Annotated in this window: 16 protein-coding genes; 11 read left to right on the forward strand and 5 right to left on the reverse strand. The window is 54.7% G+C overall.

Features of this window, described 5'->3' with window-relative positions:
* The first annotated feature begins 414 nt into the window (after positions 1-414).
* The 9 genes from PHD76_06295 (at position 415) to PHD76_06335 (ending at position 9,512) form a co-directional block, all read left to right on the forward strand.
* A complete protein-coding gene (locus PHD76_06295; GenBank protein MDD5261443.1) occupies positions 415-1,572 on the forward strand; it encodes a deoxyguanosinetriphosphate triphosphohydrolase in 1,158 nt (385 codons plus the stop codon).
* 9 nt (positions 1,573-1,581) lie between these two features.
* Positions 1,582-2,145: a 16S rRNA (guanine(966)-N(2))-methyltransferase RsmD gene (rsmD, locus tag PHD76_06300; protein MDD5261444.1), complete on the forward strand. Its 564-nt coding sequence runs from the start codon at positions 1,582-1,584 to the stop codon at positions 2,143-2,145.
* A gap of 380 nt (positions 2,146-2,525) precedes the next feature.
* On the forward strand, positions 2,526-3,524 hold the full coding sequence (gap, locus tag PHD76_06305) for a type I glyceraldehyde-3-phosphate dehydrogenase (GenBank protein ID MDD5261445.1): 999 nt from the start codon (positions 2,526-2,528) through the stop codon (positions 3,522-3,524).
* An 80-nt stretch (positions 3,525-3,604) separates the two neighbouring features.
* Positions 3,605-4,849 (forward strand): phosphoglycerate kinase, encoded by a 1,245-nt coding sequence (gene pgk / locus PHD76_06310; protein ID MDD5261446.1) that lies wholly within the window; start codon positions 3,605-3,607, stop codon positions 4,847-4,849.
* A gap of 55 nt (positions 4,850-4,904) precedes the next feature.
* The gene (gene tpiA, locus PHD76_06315; GenBank protein ID MDD5261447.1) at positions 4,905-5,687 is read left to right on the forward strand and encodes a triose-phosphate isomerase; all 783 of its coding nucleotides are present in this window, start codon (positions 4,905-4,907) and stop codon (positions 5,685-5,687) included.
* 13 nt (positions 5,688-5,700) lie between these two features.
* Positions 5,701-6,132: a preprotein translocase subunit SecG gene (gene secG, locus PHD76_06320; GenBank protein MDD5261448.1), complete on the forward strand. Its 432-nt coding sequence runs from the start codon at positions 5,701-5,703 to the stop codon at positions 6,130-6,132.
* Positions 6,133-6,154: 22 nt separating this feature from the next.
* The gene (locus tag PHD76_06325) at positions 6,155-7,714 is read left to right on the forward strand and encodes a peptide ABC transporter substrate-binding protein (protein ID MDD5261449.1); all 1,560 of its coding nucleotides are present in this window, start codon (positions 6,155-6,157) and stop codon (positions 7,712-7,714) included.
* Positions 7,714-8,631 carry an ABC transporter permease gene (locus PHD76_06330; GenBank protein MDD5261450.1) on the forward strand — a complete coding sequence of 306 codons (918 nt, stop codon included), beginning with the start codon at positions 7,714-7,716 and terminating at the stop codon, positions 8,629-8,631. The genes PHD76_06325 and PHD76_06330 overlap by 1 nt, the downstream gene beginning before the upstream one ends.
* Positions 8,628-9,512, forward strand: a complete 885-nt coding sequence (locus tag PHD76_06335) for an ABC transporter permease (GenBank protein ID MDD5261451.1) — start codon at positions 8,628-8,630, stop codon at positions 9,510-9,512. The genes PHD76_06330 and PHD76_06335 overlap by 4 nt, the downstream gene beginning before the upstream one ends.
* A gap of 580 nt (positions 9,513-10,092) precedes the next feature.
* Here the strand turns inward: PHD76_06335 and PHD76_06340 are convergent.
* The 4 genes from PHD76_06340 to PHD76_06355 form a co-directional block, all read right to left on the reverse strand.
* A complete protein-coding gene (locus PHD76_06340; GenBank protein ID MDD5261452.1) occupies positions 10,093-10,842 on the reverse strand; it encodes a hypothetical protein in 750 nt (249 codons plus the stop codon).
* Between the two features lie 338 nt (positions 10,843-11,180).
* On the reverse strand, positions 11,181-11,744 hold the full coding sequence (locus tag PHD76_06345; protein MDD5261453.1) for a hypothetical protein: 564 nt from the start codon (positions 11,742-11,744) through the stop codon (positions 11,181-11,183).
* Between the two features lie 171 nt (positions 11,745-11,915).
* Positions 11,916-12,164, reverse strand: coding sequence for a DUF2442 domain-containing protein (locus PHD76_06350; protein MDD5261454.1), 249 nt, complete (start codon positions 12,162-12,164; stop codon positions 11,916-11,918).
* A gap of 8 nt (positions 12,165-12,172) precedes the next feature.
* Positions 12,173-12,553: a hypothetical protein gene (locus PHD76_06355; GenBank protein ID MDD5261455.1), complete on the reverse strand. Its 381-nt coding sequence runs from the start codon at positions 12,551-12,553 to the stop codon at positions 12,173-12,175.
* A 507-nt stretch (positions 12,554-13,060) separates the two neighbouring features.
* Between PHD76_06355 and PHD76_06360 the strand changes: the two genes are divergently transcribed.
* Together PHD76_06360 and thrB are read left to right on the forward strand one after the other, a co-directional pair.
* Complete coding sequence (locus PHD76_06360) at positions 13,061-13,459, forward strand: hypothetical protein (GenBank protein MDD5261456.1); 399 nt, start codon at positions 13,061-13,063, stop codon at positions 13,457-13,459.
* A 6-nt stretch (positions 13,460-13,465) separates the two neighbouring features.
* Positions 13,466-14,314: a homoserine kinase gene (thrB, locus tag PHD76_06365; GenBank protein MDD5261457.1), complete on the forward strand. Its 849-nt coding sequence runs from the start codon at positions 13,466-13,468 to the stop codon at positions 14,312-14,314.
* A gap of 154 nt (positions 14,315-14,468) precedes the next feature.
* Here the strand turns inward: thrB and PHD76_06370 are convergent, their stop codons facing one another.
* Positions 14,469-15,431 carry an L-threonylcarbamoyladenylate synthase gene (locus tag PHD76_06370; GenBank protein MDD5261458.1) on the reverse strand — a complete coding sequence of 321 codons (963 nt, stop codon included), beginning with the start codon at positions 15,429-15,431 and terminating at the stop codon, positions 14,469-14,471.
* Positions 15,432-15,658: the final 227 nt, after the last annotated feature.

The following is a 15,658-nucleotide window of genomic DNA, read 5'->3' on the forward strand; positions in this document are numbered from 1 at the left end:
CATCATTCAACTGAACAAGACATGGGAGGTTTACGTGAATTCCGCCAATCGTAGTAAAGCGATTCACAGCCTCTAAATACCCAGCGCGCGCAAAAGAAACTTTTTCTGATATTACCTCTCTTAGGTGTAATCCACGCACATAATTATGCCAGATTCCAGTCTACACTTTTTGATCCGATACTGGTTCGCCGGGCAACTCCGACATACGTCGCGAGTGTTCCAGATGCCCGGCTGTGCGGGCGGGACGCCCGCGCTCCCATCGAGCACAAATGCAAATCCGCATTCATCCGTGTAATCCGTGGTCAAAGTATATTTCCTCTGCGCTCTCTACGGCTCAGCGGTGAGTGATTGCTTTGGCTAAATAATTTGTGAACGGGGCCTAGACTTTAAAAATGAATCCCACATCATGCACGCATGGCTCTGCAGGCACGTCTCCAGTGGGAATCGAAAGAACGCCAAATCCTGGCCCCTTACGCCCAGTACAGCTCGGAAAGCCGCGGCCGGCACCATGCCGAACCCGTCCATGTTTTCCGGTCCGAATACCAGCGCGACCGCGACCGCATCATCCACAGTTCCGCCTTTCGCCGTTTGGAATATAAAACCCAGGTCGTCCTGAACGGCACCGGCGACCACTTCCGCACCCGGCTGACCCACACAATCGAAGTCGCCGCCATCAGCCGCACCACCGCCCGCGCCCTCGGGTTGAATGAAGATTTGTCGGAGGCGGTTTCCCTGGCCCATGACCTCGGCCATCCGCCCTTCGGCCACCCCGGCGAGCACACCTTGAACCAGCTCATGACCGAGCACGGCGGGTTCGAACACAATCGTCAGAGCCTGCGCGTGGTTGAGGAACTCGAGATGAAATATCCCGAATTCAACGGGCTGAATCTTTCATGGGAAGTCCGGGAAGGCCTGTGCAAGGGATTTCTGGAAGCATTCGGCGACGGCCCCCAGCCGAGCCTCGAAGCCCAGATCGCAGATGCGGCGGATGAAATCGCCTATTGCTGCAACGACCTCGACGACGCGCTGGAAAATTGCCTGATTGCGCCGGAAGACCTGCGGGACATCGCGCTTTGGAGTAAAATCGAAGAGGACGTGGCGCAAAACTATTCCAAGCTCGAATTTTCCCGCAAGCGCCGCTATCTCATCCGCTGCCTGATCGACATGCTGGTCGAGGACCTCTGCCGGCAGTCGGATGCCAATATCGAGGAATCGGGGGTCAAGACCGCTTCACAAGCCCGCGCCCAAAACAAACGCCTGATCGGGTTTTCCATGCCCATGCGTTCCAATATCCAGAATTTGCGCGACTTCCTCATGCAACATTTTTATTATCATCCCTCCGTGAGCCAGATCAACCAGCGCGCGTGCAAAGTTCTCCAAGCGTTGGTTGAGTTCTACCACAAACATCCGCACCTGATCGGCCAGAAGGCGGCCCTGCGCATCAAAAAGGACGGCCCGGCCCGCGCCGTCTGCGATTACGTTTCCGGCATGACCGACGGCTACGCGCTCAAGATGTACGCCAAGCACATTGGGACTGACAACTTGCTGACAGAACTTTTGCCGAAGTCCTGAAGCGCCATCATGAAATCCTCCGGTCGCATCCGAGTCACCACCGGTTCCGCCGGCGGCCTGTATTTGAAAGTCCCGCCAGGTTTCACGTCCCGCCCGACCCAGGACCGCATCAAGCAGGCCATTTTTTCCAGCTTCGCCGCCAAAGTACCCGGCGCGCAGGTGCTCGACCTGTATGCGGGAACCGGATCGCTCGGCATCGAGGCGCTCAGCCGGGGCGCGGCTTCCGCCACCTTCGTTGAATCCAATGCGGCCGTTTGCGCGACGCTCAAGGAAAATTTGGAGTATTGCCGTTTGAAGGGCAACATCGTCTGCCGCGACGTTCCGGCTTATCTCGCAGAGGGCAGCGGCCCGGCCTTCGACATCATTTTGGCCGACCCGCCCTACCTCAAGGGCAAGCATGAGGCCGTCCCAAGCGAGATGATCCGGCTTCTGGCCGGCAAATTGAACCCGGGAGGGTTGCTGGTCTGGGAACATGACAGCCGCAACTCCTGGCCCGCCCAGACCACGCTCAAGCTGTTGAAAACCACGCGCTACGGCGAAACCGCAGTCACTTATTTTGAATTAGAGGGCTAGAAACCAGATTTAACGCCAAGACGTCCGCCACAGGACGGACTCGCCGTGGCGAGCAAAACCGCCAACAAAAGACAACGATGGTTGGTCGCCAAAAAGCGCAAAATACATTTCTACGGAATAGATGCTGAGAGCTGAAAGCCAAACGCTGAAAGCTGTCCACTTAAAACTTACAAATCCGCCACCGGACGGATTCGCCGAGGCGAACTTAAGACTTTAAACTTAGTTTTTCCCGTTGACGCAATTATAACCCGCTCTTATTGTTTTACGTTTGTGTCGGCATGTTTTTAATTCGCTGCCGGCTCCTGAACAGGCCCTCCGTTGCCTGTCCGGGAAATAACCGAAACGGACAACGCTTTACGTAGAACGTAGAAAGATAGAGTATGATTAAAGTTGGCATTAATGGGTTTGGCCGCATCGGACGCATGGTGTTCCGCGCCGCCATCCAAAACTTCTCCAAAGACATCGAAATCGTCGGCATCAACGACTTGCTCGAACCCGATTACCTTGCCTACATGCTTCAATACGACTCCGTCCACGGTAAATTCAAGGGCGACATCGCCGTCGATGGCAACCATCTGATCATCAACGGAAAAAAAATCCGCCTCACCGCCGAAAAAGATCCCGCCACGCTGAAATGGAATGAAGTCGGCGCCGATGTGGTCGTCGAATCCACCGGACTTTTCCTCGACCACGCGACCGCGGAAGCCCACCTCAAAGCGGGTGCCAAAAAAGTCATCCTTTCCGCACCTTCCAAGGACGAGACTCCGATGTTTGTTTATGGCGTCAATCACGCCACCTACGCGGGACAAACGATCATCTCGAACGCTTCCTGCACGACCAACTGTCTCGCGCCGGTTGCAAAGGTCCTCAACGACACCTTCGGCATCAAGCGCGGCCTCATGACCACCGTGCATGCGGCGACGGCGACCCAGAAAACCGTGGACGGCCCGTCCAAAAAGGATTGGCGCGGCGGTCGCGGCATCCTCGAGAACATCATCCCCTCCTCCACCGGCGCGGCAAAAGCCGTGGGCAAGGTCATCCCCGAACTCAACAAGAAGCTGACGGGCATGGCCTTCCGCGTCCCGACCTCCGACGTCTCGGTCGTTGACCTCACGGTCGAACTTAACAAGGAAGCCTCCTACGAGGACATCTGCGCGGCCATGAAAAAGGCCGCCGATGGCCCGATGAAAGGCGTACTCGCTTACACCACGGACAAGGTGGTCTCCACCGATTTCCGCGGCGAAAGCTGCACCTCCATTTTTGACGCCGAGGCCGGCATCGCCCTCGACAAGACCTTTGTCAAAGTGGTTTCCTGGTACGACAACGAATGGGGTTATTCCAACAAGGTTCTGGAAATGGCCCGCGTCATTGCCAAGTAAACAATAAAACTGTTCTCCGGACGCAGCCTGCGGCAACACCGCGGGCTGCCGTTCCAATAAAAACCAACCGCCCCGCGCTTATGGCCAAAAAATCAATCCGCGACGTCGCCCTCAAAAACAAACGTGTTCTGATCCGCGTCGATTTCAACGTGCCGCAGGACAAAACCACCGGCGCCATCACCAATCCCCAGCGCATCGCGGCCGCGTTGCCGACCATTCAATACGCCCTCGAACAAGGCGCCTCGGTCGTGCTCATGAGCCATCTGGGCCGCCCCGACGGCAAGCGCATCGAGAAATACACTCTCAAGCCGGTAGCCGATAAACTGCAGGAACTGCTCGGCAAACCCGTAAAATTCCTGAATGACTGCGTGGGTCCTGAAGTCGAAAAAGCCTGCACCGCCCTCAAGCCCGGTGAAGTTGTCCTCCTGGAGAATCTGCGTTTCCATATCGAGGAAGAAGGCAAAATCAAGAACGAGGACGGAACCTCCGTCAAAGCCGACCCTGAAAAAGTCAAAGCCTTCCGCGCCGGTCTCACCCGCCTCGGAGACGTATATGTAAACGACGCTTTCGGCACAGCCCACCGCGCGCACTCCTCCGTCGTCGGCGTGGAACTGCCTGAAAAAGTCGCCGGCTTCCTCATGCTCAAGGAACTGGAAGCATTTGCGGCCGTGCTCGACAACCCGAAACGCCCCCTGCTCGCGATCCTCGGCGGCGCAAAAATCGCCGATAAAATTCCGCTCATCAAAAACCTGATCGACAAGGCGGACGCCATCATCGTCGGCGGCGGGATGTCCTTCACGTTCAAAAAAGTGCTCGAGGGCATGGAAATCGGCGACAGCCTTTTCGACGCCGAAGGCGCAAAGCTCGTGCCTGAACTTGTGGAAAAGGCCAAGGCCCGCGGAGTCAAACTCATCCTGCCTGTCGATTTTCTCTGCGCCGACAAATTTGATGCCAATGCCAACACCCGGATTGCGGAAGCCGCCAACGGCATTCCCGCGGGCTGGATGGGGCTGGATGCCGGCCCCAAATCGATTGAGTTGTACCGCGCCGCCATCCTCGACGCCAAGACCATCGTCTGGAACGGGCCTCCCGGCGTGTTTGAGTTCGATAAATTTTCAGGCGGCACCAAGGCCATGGCCAATGCGGTGGCCGATGCCACGGCAGCCGGAGCCATCAGTGTCGTCGGCGGCGGAGACACCGCGACAGCCGCCAAAAAATTCAAGGTGGTGGAAAAGATGACGCATTGCTCCACCGGCGGCGGCGCCTCCCTCGAACTTCTGGAAGGCAAAGTCCTGCCCGGTGTGGCCGCGCTCAGCGACAAATAAAAATCTTCAACCGCCTCTCCCAAAACCCAACTCTCAATTCATAACTACAAATCCTATGGCTTTTCGCAGAAAAATCATTGCTGGCAACTGGAAGATGAACAAGACCGCCACCGACGCCAAAAGCCTCGTGGCCGAGCTGGACGAAAAACTGGCGAAAGTTGACGAAATCGAGGTTGTCATTTGCCCCCCGTTCACCGCGCTTCATACCGCCCAGGAAACGCTCGGATCACACTCTCATCTGATTCTCGGCGGACAAAATATGCATCAGGAAACCTCCGGAGCCTACACCGGGGAGATTTCCGCCGGCATGCTGCGGGATCTGTTTTGCCGCTATGTCATCCTGGGCCATTCCGAACGGCGGCAGTATTTCCATGAAACGGACGAGTTGGTCAATAAAAAGGCCCACGTTGCGCTCAAGGTCCTTTTGAAACCCATCATTTGCGTCGGCGAAACCCTGGCTGAACGCGAAGGCGGCAAAACCGAGAAAGTCGTGACCACCCAGGTCAAGGGTTCCTGCGCCGGGTTTTCAGATGAAAATTGGGACGATGTGGTCATTGCCTATGAACCCGTCTGGGCCATCGGAACCGGAAAAACCGCCACTCCCGCCCAAGCCCAGGAGGTTCACGCCCTCATTCGTTCCACGATTGAAAAAATCGCCTCCAAAGCCGTGGCCGACAAGATCCGCATTCAATACGGCGGAAGCGTCAAACCCGAGAATGCCAGGGAACTGCTGAACCAGCCCGACATCGACGGCGCCCTGGTGGGGGGTGCCAGCCTGGATGCGGACTCCTTTGTGGCGATCATTAAAAACGCTTGTCAGGACAGCGAAGCCGCGTAATTTATAAACCCCTATGGTTACGATCCTGATTTACATCATTACCGGCTTTTTCGTGGTCTGCAGCCTCCTGCTGACCTTCGTCGTGCTCATGCAACGGCCCCGTTCCGAGGGTCTTGGCGCCGCTTTTGGAGGCGGCATGACCGAATCGCTCTTTGGCGCCCAGACTACCGACGTGTTGACCAAGATTACAATTTGGTTGGCGGCCCTCTTTTTTCTCTGCACCCTTTCCCTCGCGGTTCTGCATGCCAAACGCAGCTCCACCAGCGACTTGGCAAAAGCGCTGAAGGCCAAGGCCGCTATTGAACAGAAGACCCGTGAATCCAATAAGGCTGAAAACCCTGCTCCGGTTGAAACTCAAGCTGCAAAAGCTCCTGCCACCTCCACGGCGGCCGGCGCCTCAGTTCCCCCGGCGCCTGCCACTGCTCCTGCCCCGGCCAAAAAATAGCACCCCGCTTCTTTCTCTGGGCTTGCCGTTGGTTCTGCTCCTGACCGGAGCCTGCTCCAACCGTTCCACACAGGCGGACTTGGTCTTCATCAACGGCGCCGAACCCCAAACTCTCGATCCGGCCCTCATCAGCGGCCAGCTTGAAGGACGGCTTTCCTATTGCCTTTTCGAGGGCCTGACACGACACAATGCCAAAGGCGAAGCTATTCCCGGAATCGCCGAGCGCTGGGAAATCTCGCCCGACAGGCGCACTTACACGTTTCATCTGCGCCCGGACGCATTCTGGAGCAATGGAGATCCTGTCACCGCGGGCGATTTTGCGGATTCCTGGCGCCGCGTGCTGGAACCGTCCACCGACGCTGTTTATGCGGAAATTTTATTCTTTATCGAAAACGCGGAAGCCTATCAAAAAGGTAAAATCACCGATTTCAACTTGGTAGGCATCAAGGCCCCGGATTCAAAAACCGTGCAGGTGCGGCTCACGTCGCCCACTCCCTTTTTTATAGATCTGACCGCTTTCACCACCTATCTGCCCGTTCACATGCCTTCCGTCAGGAAATACGGGGAATCCTGGGCTCGTCCGGGAAACATGATCTGCAACGGCCCGTTTCTTTTGAAAGACTGGCGGATCAATGACCGGGTCATCATGGTCCGCAATGAGCGTTACTGGGACGCGGTTCACGTCGCTCTGAGGCGCGTGGATGCCCTGGCCACCTCCCAGGGAAATACAGCCCTGAACCTTTATCTGACCGGCGAAGCCGATTTGCTCCTCGATAAGGGGCTCATCCCCTCCCAAATTTTGCCGGAATTGCGAAAACGCCGCGATTTCCATGTCTTCAATTTTCTCGGAAGTTATTTTTACCGCTTCAACACGACCCGCCCGCCGTTTAATAATCCGCTCGTGCGCAAGGCCTTTTCCGCATCCATCGACCGAAATGTCATCGTGCAAAAAATCACGCGCGGCGGCGAGGCGCCCGCCCGGTCCCTTGTTCCAGACGGCATTTCCGGCTATCAACCCTACCCCGGCATCGGTTACAACCCGGAACAGGCCAGAAAATGGCTGGCCGAGGCCGGATATCCCGGCGGAAAAAAATTCCCAAGTGTCAGCATCATGTACAACGCCTCCCAGCAACATGCCGCAATTGCCGTGGAAGTACAGGCCATGTGGAAACGGGAGCTCCGGGTGGATGTCGAACTGCGACAGCAGGACTGGCCCACTTACCTGCGCGATATGGACCTGCTCAACTTTGATGTGGTTCGTTCCAGTTGGGTGGGCGATTATGCAGACCCCAATACCTTTCTGGATTGCTTTGTCACCGGACGCGGAAACAACCGGACCGGCTGGAGCAACCCGCGCTACGACCAATTGCTCGGCATGGCCGGTGTGGAAAGCAATCCGCAAAAACGCTTCGACGATATGCGGGAAGCTGAAAAACTTCTGGTGAGCAAAGATCCTCCCATCGCGCCACTCTATTTTTATGTCGGCATGCTCTGCTTCGATCCGGACCGGCTGGGCGGAATCGAAGGCAATATCCTGGATGAGCATCCCATCCGGACCCTCTACCGAAAGGATGCAAAATAATGCCCGCCTTTATTTTCAAGCGCATCGTTCAGGCATTGCTGGTCCTGGTCGTCGTCGTCTCCGCGACTTTTCTCATGGTTCGCCTCGCCCCCGGCAGTCCGTTCGGGGCCGAGCGCAAACTGGACCCAGCCGTCGAGCAGCGCCTCAATGCGCACTATCATCTCGACGGCACGATCCCGGAACAGCTTCTCTGCTATTGGCGCAACCTGCTCCAGGGAAATCTCGGCGAATCGCTCAAATACAAAAACCGTACCGTTGTTGAAATTCTCGCCCAGGCACTGCCCAAATCGGCCCTCGTCGGAAGCTGCGCACTTGTGCTTGCGCTCGGGGTCGGCATTGTTGCGGGCAGCCTGGCCGCCGTTTATCATAATGGCCCCCTGGACCGCGCCGCCATGCTGCTGGCACTCAGCGGCATCTGTCTGCCCCCTTTCCTGCTCGCGCCCCTGGCCATCCTCGTATTCGGCATTTACTTCCAGTGCTTCCCGGTCGCTGGCTGGGGTTCTCTCGATCATCTCGTCCTGCCGGCCCTCTGCCTTGCAGCACCCTATGCGGCCTACTGCAGCCGCTTGATGCGGTCCAGCATGCTCGATGTACTCGACCAGGATTACATCCGGACCGCGCGCGCCAAAGGCGTCGGCGAGAGTACGGTTGTTTTCCGCCATGCCCTGAAATCCGCCATTTTGCCCCTTGTCAGCTTCACCGGGCCTCTTGCCGCCAACATTTTGACAGGCAGCATGGTGATCGAGGATGTCTTTAAAATCCCGGGGCTTGGGCCTTTCTTTGTAAACAGCGTATTGACCCGCGATGTGTTTCTGCTCGGTGGAACCGTGATTGTTTATTTCACCGTTCTCATCACGCTGAACACCTGCGTCGATATCCTTTATACCGTCCTGGACAAACGGATCAAACTGCTGTGAAAAACGCTTTCACTACCCGCCACGTCATCGTGTACTGCCTGCTCTTGCTGGGAGGCATGGTGCTGCTCGCGCTCGCAGGCCCGTGGCTGAGCCCCTATTCCTTCGACGACACCCGCTTCGCCCCGCTTGAAGCGCCGGGCATCGCTCATTGGTTTGGTACCGACATGAACGGGCGCGACGTGCTCACACGCACACTATTGGGAGCCCGGCTCTCGCTGCTGGTCGGTTGTGTCGGCGCACTCGTCAGCCTCACGGTCGGTGTTTGCTATGGGATGCTCAGCGGTTATTTGGGGGGAGCCATCGACAACCTGATGATGCGCTTCGTGGATATTCTTTATTCGGTCCCCCGGCTCATCATCGTGATTTTTTTGATCGCCGTCTTCGATGTGGAAGTGCGGCAATTCCTTACCCTGATCGGGCTGGGCGGATTGCAACAATGGTCCCGGTTGCTGGTGCTGTTCGTGGGGCTGGGACTGGTGGAATGGCTGACCATGGCGCGCATTGTCCGCGGCCAGGTGCTTTCGCTCAAGGAACGGCCCTTTATCGACGCCGCGCGCGTCCTGGGACAAAGCAATCTCATCATCATGTTCCGGCATCTTCTGCCGAACCTAACAGGGCTGATCCTGGTCTATCTCACCCTGACAATCCCTGCGGTCATCCTGGATGAATCGTTCCTGAGCTTCCTCGGCCTCGGCGTGCAGGCGCCCCAGGCCAGTTGGGGCACTTTGTTGTCGGAAGGCGCCGGATTCATCAATCCCATCAAAATATCCTGGTGGATGCTGCTCGGGCCGGGATTGTGCATGGCCGTCACGCTGCTGGCCCTGAATTTCCTCGGCGACGCCCTCCGCGACCGCTTTGATCCGCGGTATAACAAGCGGTGAAGCTCCCCGTCCGCCGCGGCGGAACGCGGGTGCGTGGGATATTGTGCCGGCGAAGGATGTCAGCCCAGGCTATTCGTCATCGCGAGAAACCAAACCTTTAAGGAAGGTGTTTTGAGCGGGAAAGAACGGGAAATTTTGGAGTGCGCCGGCAGAGCGTAGTGGCGACGGCGCTTTTTACTCGCGACGCATGTCGGAGTTGTAGAAAATCCAAAGCGGTGTCGCGCCTCCGGCTTGCCACCGCACTCCATGTCGCTTCATGGTCAAAAATGATTTTCGTTATAAGATTCTGCATTTTAACATGTTGCCACAAGTGTTCATTAGGAGGAGTCTTCGAGGTGGCGATCCAGTACTTGTGTATAACGGAGAGCTATCAAGAGGGGCAGAAAGGTCGCCGCGGCGACCGCTTCGGGCTGTATGGTCTCCTTCCTCTATCTCTAGGAACACAGGCATCTGGATCACTCGCGATTTATCGGAGTTGCGCAGCGGATGTTTTTTGATTCATTTCGGGCTGTGCTCATTACGCCCGTTCATGACGAACGCTCGGAGCTGACAGCAATTTCCTATCAGTTCAATAAATTAATCATTGTTGCGCCTGTTGGAACCAAGAGTGAATCCAATCGCAGATAAGAGCAGTTGCAGCGGCTGCACTTACTCCGATAGCAGCATTATCGATTGCTTTTTTATTCTGTTCATAAAAACCTGGTTCGTGAGTCTGCTTAGGAATAGCGGCGGTAACATTTCCCCTGTCAGGCGCTTGATTAGCTCCTAATAATCCATCGAGTTCAGCGTTGGTAAGATTTTTTTCGACGATATTATCATAAACAATTTCCTGTGATTTTAATCGAAGGCCCCAAAGAATCTCGGCCCAACCTCCACTGTTGTCCGGTTTCCGCCAAATAATTATTTGTTCAAAATATAATACACCATTGTTGTAACAAGCATCATCTATGTCATAATAAATTACATTGCCTCTAAAACCATAGGCTTCGAGAATTTTTTGGCTGTCTGGTCTATATTCTTTGGTCAATTCTTCAGTAATTTTTGTCTTGTTAGCGTCTATGAAAGATTTGATCTCATCTTCCGATTTTTGTGGTTCTGGGATTGGTTGCGATTGAATCGCAACATTATTATTATTCGCAGATGATGTTTGCGAAGCCGTTTCTGCCATCTGTGACTTTAGCTTTTCGTTTTCTAATTTTAGACGTTCAATTTCAACTTGCTGTTGAATGCTCTCAGTATCCGTTGCCTGCGTGTTTGTTGTTTTTGTGGCTGTACCTGCACATCCAACAATAAACAGAAATATTAAACACGGTGGAATGCTTTTACCCATAAACCCTCCCCATTGAGACTGACAAACAGGAGTTCATAGTCAAGGGGAAAAGCGGTAGTGGCTCGGTGTTGAAAAAAATGTGCCCCCTGCACGGATAGTCGGGCAGAGGGTTAGCCTGCAATGCAGACATATCATGCTACTCATTGCTGCTCTTCCACATCACTTTAATGTCAGGTGACTCTGCCCTTTCCATACAACTATCTGCAGGCTTTACCGGTGTGCATGTGGTTATCCGCGCTTGCGCGGTTTTACCGGGAAGTCAAAATTTTGGTTAACATACTTAACCTCCCTCTGGCTTTCAGCCAGGTAAAGCCTTACTGAAATTCAAGCTTTGTCAATCAAATCGCTGATCTCTTCAATCGTCCAGACATGATCGGTCTTCTTTCACTCGACAGCTCAAACTTCAAGTCCAACTGAGGCTCTTGAGAACCAACCTTAAGCAGATAGGAAACAGGCTTTCCAGCAATTGCATCGACGATGTTTACCACCTCCTGAATGTATTGTTCTAATCCGCCCTGCGGATCATAAGAGGGAACAGCATCCTTGCTCATATGTGCCAGAAAATAGTTCCGAGCCTTCACCTTCAGTTCATTGATTGACTGGCGATAGCTCTTCAGTCGCTTGTCGATCAATCTCGCATCCTGCTGCGGCATTGAATCTCTGATACTACGTAACGCTTCACGTAAAGAATGATTTGTTTTATCATCGTCATCCAATCGACACAGTCGAAGTATCAGATCGTTTTCAAGCACCCTAAGTTGTACCCGCCAACGGTGAAGATCAAATCGAGTTCCTGTTCTGATGCTGTATTCGGAAATGCTATTGCGATATGTCAGGTAAACGATGAGCAAATTCAGGCATTCAAACTTGATGCCGTCGAGTTCATTCGAAGTTCTTGTCACTTGCTTAGGTTTCTTATTTCGCTTTCGTCTCTTAGGCTCAACTCTCAATTTTCAATGTTTTGCTTTTCAAGTTCCATTTTATTTCAAAAATACATTCGTACATTCAAGATTTTGTTGCAGTCCGTTGATTATTGAGAGTTGACGGCATTATTTTTTAGACCGAACCATACGTCACTGTGTTCGACTCGCTTGCCCATAATTGCCTTCAGCCAAACCACGGAATGAAAGATCTTCATCCAAATCAGGCCAGTGGAGGCCAAATGGAGAAATCTCAATGTGGTTTAGTTGTTCCGGAGAAGCAGCGCACAAACGAGGGTTTCCGGCAATGGGGAAACGGATTTCCACACCACTGTCCATAAAGACCGTAATATGACCGTCAGCGTAAGCGGCTGATTTAGCTCTGTCGAGTAATGTGTTCATCCCATTTTCTATTTCGCTTTCGCCGCGGCAAAATTAGGATTCAACGGGTTGACATCCACCCCGCGCTGCTGCGGCAGAACGACCAAATCCATGTCTTCCATCGGTATGGCGCCAAGAAGAACCTCGTCCCCCATCACAATAGCTCCAACATAAGCAATCCGATTTTTAAACCGGGTTTCAATGGGGCCGACGTAGGGAACCCTCTTTTTTGTCCCGTCGGCCAGGGTCACTTCCTTTTCTCCTTCGTCCTCCAGATCAAGTTGAATGCGAATGTGCTCGGGAATTCTCAGAAACACGGTTTCTGTATCCGCAAGAGCCTGAACCTCAACGGCCTCTCTCTTTGGATTGCGGGGATTTTTCAGTGTGAGCATGCAATAGGATAGTCCCATTAAAGGATTCTATCAACACTCGAAAAGATGACAATCCGGGAGAGTTTAAAGTTTCAAGTGGTTGTTTTTTCACGTGTTTAGCGGGCAAAACAAAACCCCCTTTGCTTCCCCCTTGTCAGGGGGATAGATACAGCGCGCTAACCCCAAATGGTCTTCCTTTGCGTTCGTAGCGTCCTGGGTTCGCACTTCGGACGAATCCGTCCGGCGGCGGATTTGTAAGTGTTAAGTTTGTTATCTTCCTGATCTTCGCGACCTTCCTGTAAAAATGTTTTATTTTGCGAATTTTGAGCCTTCCCGCTCGCGACGCATGTCGGAGTTCGCGGCAATCTGTTTTCATCCGCGTGAATCTGCGTTTATCCGCGGTTCAATATGTTCGCCCCCCGGCCTTCAATATCTTGAGATGGAGTAAGAGTAGGATTAAGAGCAAGAGTAAGATTTTGAACCGTGAAACCCGGGCTTCATTTTTCACATAGCCAAAAAGCCCCGAAATAGGCAGGCTACCAGCACATGACCCCCGATTTGCAGGCAGCCTTGGTGTGCGAAGACGTCCGCTTGGAAGTCTCCGGCTCGAACACGCTTGTCGGCGTCCTCAACGCCATCGTCGCCCCGGCCTATCCCCTGCGCATCATGAAACTCTGCGTCTATACGCGCTGGTGCTCCGGCCAGGGGGAGTTTCTCCAGACCACCCGCATTCTGGCCCAGGATGACGAACAGGAATTGAGCCGCACCGAAACGCGCTTCACCCTGCGCGGACAGGATTTGCACGCGACCAACGTCGCCGTCTTCGGCGGGCTCGAATTCAAGGAGCCCGGCGATTATCCGATTGAGATCCTGCTGGATGGCGATCTGGTGCTGCGTTTCAACCTCCGGGCCGTGAAAATGGAACCTCCGAACCAACACAGCTAATCCCGCATGAGCAACACCGTCTCCGTTCGCGTCCCCGCCACCACGGCCAACATCGGCCCCGGCTTCGACACCCTGGGCGTGGCACTGGAACTTTATAACACGATCACAATTTCTCCAGGAGCAAAAACCTGGCCGGACGCCTTCATGCAGGAAGCGGCCCATGAATTCTTTCTGACCGCAGAAATCAAGCCTGAAGCTTTTTCCGTCCAAATCGCCGGCGATGTCCCGCCTTCGCGCGGGCTCGGGAGCAGCGTGACTGTGCGGTTGGGAATCATCGCCGCCTTGAACAAATTCCACGGTTCCCCCTTGGACCGGGAAAAAATTCTGGATCTTGTGATCGGCCTGGAAGGCCATCCCGACAACGCCGTGCCCGCCTTTCACGGCGGCTTTGCGGTTTCCACCAGGCAAACTTATGCCCATGTTCCCGTATCGCCCGAACTCAAATTTGTCGCCGTGATTCCGGATTACGAAGTGGAAACCAAGGAAGCGCGCAAGGTCCTGCCCGCCGATGTCTCCCTGGAACATGCGGTCGAAAACATCCAATACAGCGGCTTGATTGTCCTGGCCTTTGCCACATCGAATTACGAATTGCTGCGAGGCGCGTTTCGCGACCACCTGCACCAGCCGTACCGCTCCAAGCTCATACCGGCTTGTGAAGCCACTTTTGATGCCGCTGAAGACGCAGGCGCACTGGGGGCCTTCATCAGCGGGTCCGGCTCAACCTTGATGGCCGTTACGCTGGACAATCCTGAAGCCGTCGCGAATGCCATGAAACAGGCCCTGACCGGTGCAGGCGCAAAGAACCTGAAGCACCACGTCCTCAACGCCGATAATCAGGGTGTTGTAATTCTGTAGGCTGCGCTTTTGCATCTGCATCTCCGGAGCGCGGGCATCTTGCCCGCTGTGTCCGGCATCTTGCCGGACACTTGGTTGGAAGCTTCGATGGTTTCGGCGGGACGCCCGCGCTCCGGGAAGGAGAATATGGATATGTCAGCCTCATGCGCCAATATCAAGCAGCTCCTCCCGATGACGCTTTCTCCAACCTGTCGTTGATCGCGCGGCCCAGTCCATCCATAGGCACCGGCTCAACCCAGATTTTTTCGACCGCAAGCCCGTCCAACTCGCGCAGACACTGAAACAGTCGTGCGGCCGCTTCGGTTAATTTTCCACTCGGAGCAAGAACCCTAACCCGCTTGGAATCCAGGCCCCGCGCCGAACTCCAGCATAACAAGGCTGTATTTTCAGGAAGTGCGCGGCCAGTTGACCAGGCCTGGTCCAGGCGATACAGCGGCGTGCGCGGCGCATAATGGCTTTTCAACATCCCCGGCGCTTCGACGGCATCACCGGCTGACACTAACAAGTCTCCAATCACCTTCTCGATTTCTTCCGCCGGAATCCCGCCCGGACGCAACAACCTCAGCACATCCCCGCTCGCATCCACTATTGTCGATTCCACGCCAATCCGGCAAGGTCCACCATCCAGCACGAACGGAACGTTCTCCCCCAGTTCCTCAGCAACAGCCTGGGCCGTTGTCGGGCTGATCCGGCCAAAACGATTTGCGCTGGGCGCCGCCAGCGGTCCTCCAAATTCCCGCAACACCGCCTGCGAGACAACATGATCCGGGCAGCGCAAGGCGACCGTTGAAAGCCCGGATGTGGCCAAATCGGGCACAATTTCTCGTTTTGGCAGCAACAAGGTCAGCGGCCCCGGCCAGAATTTTTCCATTAAAATCCGCGCCTTTTCAGGAACTGCGGCTACCAAACGCTCCAACTCGTAGTGCTCCGGAACATGCAGGATCAGGGGATCGAACAGCGGCCGTTTTTTAATCTCGAAAATCCAGGCCAAAGCCAGAGGGCTCAGGGCATCCGCCGCCAGTCCATAGACAGTCTCGGTCGGCAGACCGATACACTGGCATTCGCGCAGCAAGACGGCGGCCTTTGCAATATTTTCAGATGCAGGCTCCAAAATCACAGGAGGACCTTAACCCGCCTGATTCACAGCCTGCAAGCCTGCGCAATACCGACTGTAGACAAAATACATCCGTTTACACTTGTTTATGGAGGCAATACGATGGACGGGTTGCTCCCATGCAAGAGAGCAACCCGTAGCCATTTCTATTGCACGTTCAAATTATCCAGCTTGCTGGTGGCCGTTTTGCTGTTGTCGTGCGAGCAGCTCACCATCCCGGTCAGATAGTT

Source organism: Candidatus Methylacidiphilales bacterium (assembly GCA_028713655.1).
Lineage (GTDB): Bacteria > Verrucomicrobiota > Verrucomicrobiia > Methylacidiphilales > JAAUTS01 > JAQTNW01.